This window comes from Streptomyces atratus, from assembly GCF_014648655.1.
In the GTDB taxonomy this organism is placed as follows: domain Bacteria; phylum Actinomycetota; class Actinomycetes; order Streptomycetales; family Streptomycetaceae; genus Streptomyces; species Streptomyces atratus.
In genome coordinates this window covers 1-5306 of sequence record NZ_BMRN01000122.1, presented here as the reverse complement: position 1 = coordinate 5306, position 5306 = coordinate 1, and the positions used below count along the sequence as shown (strand labels likewise).

General features: G+C 68.2%; 5 protein-coding genes. All 5 read right to left on the bottom strand.

Annotated elements, in window-relative coordinates; genetic code table 11:
* A partial coding sequence (locus IEZ15_RS43365; protein ID WP_189282431.1) for a roadblock/LC7 domain-containing protein occupies positions 1 to 212 on the bottom strand: 212 nt, incomplete at its 3' end.
* Between the two features lie 10 nt (positions 213 to 222).
* Positions 223 to 3396 (bottom strand): sensor histidine kinase, encoded by a 3174-nt coding sequence (locus tag IEZ15_RS43360; protein WP_189282430.1) that lies wholly within the window; start codon positions 3394 to 3396, stop codon positions 223 to 225.
* Positions 3397 to 3743: 347 nt separating this feature from the next.
* A complete protein-coding gene (locus tag IEZ15_RS43355; RefSeq protein WP_189282429.1) occupies positions 3744 to 4325 on the bottom strand; it encodes a GTP-binding protein in 582 nt (193 codons plus the stop codon).
* Positions 4306 to 4911, bottom strand: coding sequence for a DUF742 domain-containing protein (locus IEZ15_RS43350; RefSeq protein ID WP_189282428.1), 606 nt, complete (start codon positions 4909 to 4911; stop codon positions 4306 to 4308). Before IEZ15_RS43350 ends, IEZ15_RS43355 begins: the two co-directional genes overlap by 20 nt.
* Before the next feature lie 89 nt (positions 4912 to 5000).
* On the bottom strand, positions 5001 to 5306 hold a 306-nt coding region (locus tag IEZ15_RS43345; RefSeq protein ID WP_189282427.1), incomplete at its 5' end, for a roadblock/LC7 domain-containing protein.

The following is a 5306-nucleotide window of genomic DNA, read 5'->3' as shown; positions in this document are numbered from 1 at the left end:
GCGCCGCCTTCGAAGATCCGGGAGGCGCCCGCGGTCAGCGAGGTCAGACCGGAGGCGACAGCCGCCAGTTGGTCCGCGCGGTCGCGCGGGAAACCTTCGGACATGGCCAGCAGGAGTCCGTCGGCGGAGACCACCACCGTGTGCGACACCCCGGGGGTGTTGTCCACGAAGTTGGTGATCAACCAGTTCAGATTCTGCGCCGCCTGGCTCATCGGGCTCACACTAACGCTCCTGGTTGTAGGTATTACTTGCGTCCGAACCCGCGTTACGTCCCCGCAGCACGCCCCGCCGCAGGTTGCTCAACCTGCCGCGGACGTCCTCGGGAGCGCGGGAGACCTGAGGGCCGTCCTGCAGGGGCTGCTCCGCCGTGCCCTCGACCAGATTGGCCTTGGGCACCCGCCGGGGAAGTCCGGACGGGGTGACCCCGCCGGCCTTCGGTTCCCGGAGCTTCTCGGCCCGCTCCCAGCGCTCGTCGTTCGCCGAGCGCCAGTCGTCGGAGCCGTTCCCGTTCTGCTGCGCAGGCGACTGCCGTTGCGGCAGTTCCTGCTCCGGCTGTTGCTGCTCGGCGACGGGCCGGTTGTTCCCGCGGCCGGTGGGCTGCCAGTGCTGCTGACCGCCCCGGCGCGGCAGACCGGCGTCGGTCAGCTCGTGGCCGGGGTTCGGGGTGGGCCCCGGACGGTCGAAGCCTACGCGTTCCTGCGGCTCGGCGGGGGTGCTTGGGGCAGATTCCGCTTCGACCTCAGCCGACGGCTCGTAGCCGCCTTGGTAGGCGTTCTGATCCGCCCACCCGTCCTGGTGGGGCTGGGGAGCGAACTGCTCCTCATACGACGGCTGCGGGACCTCACCCGCCGCATAGGCAGCCTCCGCATAGCCACCCTGATGAGCGTGGTCGGGCTGCTCGGCAAAGCCCGTGTCGCCTATGTAGGGGGCGTAGCCGCCCTCGTACGAAGCCTGCTCGTACTGCTCCTGCTGGGGGCCCTGCTGCGGCTCCTGGGCGTACCCGTTCCCGGCGTACTCGTTCCCGGCGTACTGCTCCTGCGGGAACTGCGGGCGCTCACCTGCCGTCTGTGCCTCCAGCGCGGCCCGGCGCTCCCCACGCATCAGCGAGCGGCCCACCGGGTCCAGCTGCGTGGCGTCCACCGGCTGCTGCTCGTAGCGCGAGTCGTCGAAACCGAGCTCCGCCGCCGTGCGCATCTGGGGCTGGTGCGCCGGCTGTTCGACGGTCTGCTGCTGCGGAATGATCGAGGAGACGGTGAAGTCGTCCTGCGCGGCAACCGGTTCGCCACCGCCACCACCACCGTGGGTGATCGCGTCCGGCAGCATGACCAGCGAGGTCGTTCCGGCCTGCTCGCCCGAGGGGCGCAGCTGGACCCGGATGCCGTGCCGGTCGGCGAGCCGGCCGACCACGAACAGACCCATCCGCTGGGACACCGCGGCGTCCACGGTCGGCGGGTTGGCCAGCTTGTGGTTGATGTCGGCGAAGTCTTCGGCGGTGAGGCCGATGCCCTTGTCGTGGATCTCGATCATCACGCGGCTGTCGGGCAGCCGGGTCGCGGTGACCCGCACCTTGGTCTGCGGCGAGGAGAACGTGGTGGCGTTCTCCAGCAGCTCGGCCAGCAGGTGCACGAGGTCGGTGACGGACTGGCCGTGGATCTCGGTCTCCGGCACCCCGGAGAGCTCGATGCGCTCGTACGACTCCACCTCGGAGGAGGCAGCCCGCAACACGTCGACCAGCGGGACCGGCTGGTTCCAGCGGCGGCCCGGCTCCTCGCCGGCGAGGACGAGGAGGTTCTCGCCGTTGCGGCGCATACGGGTGGCCAGATGGTCGAGCCGGAAGAGGTTCTCCAGCTGGTCCGGGTCGGCCTCGTTGTTCTCCAGGTCGGTGATGAGGGTCAGCTGGCCCTCGATCAGCGACTGGTTGCGACGCGACAGGTTGGTGAAGATCGCGTTGACGTTGCCCCGCAGCATGGCCTGCTCGGCCGCCAGCCGGACCGCCTCGCGGTGCACCTGGTCGAAGGCGCGGGCGACCTCGCCGATCTCGTCGCGGCTGTTGATCGGGATCGGCTGGACGCGGGTGTCGACCCGGCCCGGATCGGCCCTGGAGAGCTGGTCGACCAGCATCGGCAGCCGCTGCTCGGCGATCCCGAAGGCGGCCGTACGCAGCTGGCGCATCGAGCGGCTCATCTGCCGGGCCATCAGCCCGGCCAGGACGAAGGCGGCCAGCAGCGCGACGATCACGACGGCGGCGTTGATGACGGCGTCGTTCTTGGCGCTGGACGAGATGTCCGCGGCCTCGGTCACGGCCTTGTCGACGAGCTCGTCCTCGACCGTGGTGTAGCCGTCGAACTTGGCGGTGGCGGCCGCCATCCAGGTCTCGGGCGTGATGCCCTTCGCGGCCAGCTTCTCGGGCGACTTGCCCTGCGCGATCTGCTGGGCCATGCCGTCGAAGACCGAGCCGTCGATGCTGGGCGGCGCGACGAACGGGACACCCGCGGCGTCGGCCTGCTCCTTCGCCTTCTTCAGCTTCTTCGCGCCGTCGGCCGACTTGGCGGCCATGACCTGCTCCAGCCGGGCTGCGTCGGCCTCCGTGCCACCGGAGACGAACTCGCCGAGCGCGATCTGCTCCAGGTAGTTGTACGAGCCGAAGGCCTTGACCTGGGCGTCGAACTTGGTGCCCTCCTGGCTCGGGCGCACCAGCAGATGCATACCGATGGAGCGCTGAAGCGATTCTGCAGCCTTGGCGAGCTCGACCGCGTAGACCGTACGGCCGTAGCTGGTGATGTTGCCGGTGCCCAGACCGAGCTCGTTGCAGAACTCCATCAGGGAGTGCTGCACCTGGACGTAGCCCTCTTCCGTCTTCACCGGGTCCATGCCCTCGGCGTAGGCGGCCTTGCGCAGTTCGGGAAGTTTGGGCTCCTCCAGCCGGAACAGCTGAAGACGCCGCTCCAGGCCCTGCTTCTCGGGCAGGTCCTTCACGGCCGTGTCGAACTTGGCCGCGGCCGCGTCGGTGGTGGCCCGGACCTGGCTGACGACAGCGGCGTCACGCTTGTTCGACAGCAGGGGCTGGGCGGAGAGGTCACGCTCATTGAGGAGCGCCTGACCGTACACGGAGGCCGCGCGCACGATCAGCGCGGTCTTCTCGGCGTCCTGCGCCTCCCGCCAGGTGTCGATCGACTCCTTCACCTGGAAGCCGCCCATGACCAGGCCGACCAGCACCGGGATCAGGAGGATCGCGTTCAGTCGGGTGGGCACCCGCCAGTTGCGCGGGGACATCCGGCTGCTGCCGCCGGACGCCACTGCCCCGGACGCACCGGCAGGCGCCGCCGCGGCGCGCGGCGGCGGGGTGAAGTTGCCCCGCTCTTGCTGCGCCGCGGAGCCCTTGTTGCTACGCCTCACTCGACCAACAACCTCTCGGCGTCGGCACCTACGTTGTGCCGTTTTTCGTTCAGGGCCGTACTACTGGGGAGTTCGTCGAATTCCAGCACGGGGACCGGCCGCGTTCCAAACAGTCGGAACCAGCCATTCCGAGTGGTCCAGGCCTCAGATAAAACGGGCATAAAGAGCGAGCCCCGTCAAAAGGCGGGGCTCGTGTGAGCGCAGCGGTACCGATTGAATGCATCGGGTGTTGAACGCGAGACAATTCTCTGTCGAAACGTTATGAACACGGGGGCGGATCGTGTCAAAGGACACAGCCCACCCCCGTTTGGCTACGGTAACTGCCGTATATCAATAAAGACTTGCGCCTACTTCAGCCGTGCCATCAGAGCGTGTTCGACGAGCGTGATGAGGCCGCTCTTGGCATCCGCACGGTGCCGGGCGTCTGTCGTGATGATCGGGGTGTCGGGTCCGATCTGGAGCGCTTCGCGGACCTCGTCGGGGGTGTAGGGCTGGTGTCCGTCGAAGCCGTTGAGGGCGATGACGAAGGGGAGTCCGCTGTTCTCGAAGTAGTCGACGGCGGGGAAGCAGTCGGCGAGGCGGCGGGTGTCGACGAGGACGACGGCGCCGATGGCGCCGCGGACCAGGTCGTCCCACATGAACCAGAAGCGGTCCTGTCCCGGCGTACCGAAGAGGTACAGGATCAGATCCTGGTCCAGCGTGATGCGGCCGAAGTCCATCGCCACCGTCGTGGTGGTCTTGTCCCCGGTGTGCGTCAGATCGTCGATGCCCGCGGACGCGGACGTCATCACGGCTTCGGTGCGCAGCGGATTGATCTCCGAAACGGCACCGACGAACGTGGTCTTACCCACGCCGAAGCCCCCTGCCACCACGATCTTCGCGGAGGTAGTGGAGCGGGCTGCTCCGCCGCTAGAGCTTGCGAAGTCCACTGAGCACCCTTTCGAGCAGTGTCACATCTGGCTGGCCGCCGGCGGACTCGTCGCCGCCGGGCTGATGGATAGCGACGAGTCCGGCCTCTGCCAGGTCGGCTACGAGGATCCGGGCAACGCCGAGCGGGATCGAGAGCAGCGCCGAAATCTCGGCGACCGACTTGATCTCGATGCACAGCCGGCAGATCCGCTGGTGCTCGGGCAACTGCCCTTGCAACCGGGACGGATCGGCCGTGGTACTGACCAACGCCTCAATGGCGAGTTGGTAGCGCGGTCGGGTCCGGCCGCCGGTCATGGCGTACGGACGGACCAGCGGATTGTGCGCGGCCGGTTCGGCCGGATCGGGGGCCTGCCGCGGCTGTACAGGCTGAATACGGGGCGACTGGGGCGAGTCGTAGCGGTGCGGCCGCTGCGGAGGCCACCCGGGACCCGGCTGAGCGCCCTGCGGCGGCTGCGAAAAGGGCTGATACGGCTGCTGTGCGCCCTGCCTGCTGGGTGTGGAGGGGAAGTTGAAACGATTGTCCCCGTGCTCACCCGGAACGTTCTGGCCACCGTCGTACCGGTGTCCGCCTGGGGGTGTTGCCACGATTCCTCCTCCGCCTGCCGGTCCCGATCCCAGTGGGTCCGCGCCACCGCACCTTATGACTCAGTGGCGCGAAACGCACTGTCTGTCTACTAGTTAAGAAGACTTCCCTGAAGTTCGGCGCGGAGGTCCGGGGTGAGGACGGTGCCCGCACGGTCGACAAGTAGGGCCATTTCGTACCCGACCAGACCGATGTCGGCGTCCGGGTGGGCGAGCACGGCCAGCGAAGATCCGTCGGAGATGGACATGATGAAGAGGAATCCGCGTTCCATCTCCACAACTGTCTGATTCACGGCGCCGCCTTCGAAGATCCGGGAGGCGCCCGCGGTCAGCGAGGTCAGACCGGAGGCGACAGCCGCCAGTTGGTCCGCGCGGTCGCGCGGGAAACCTTCGGACAT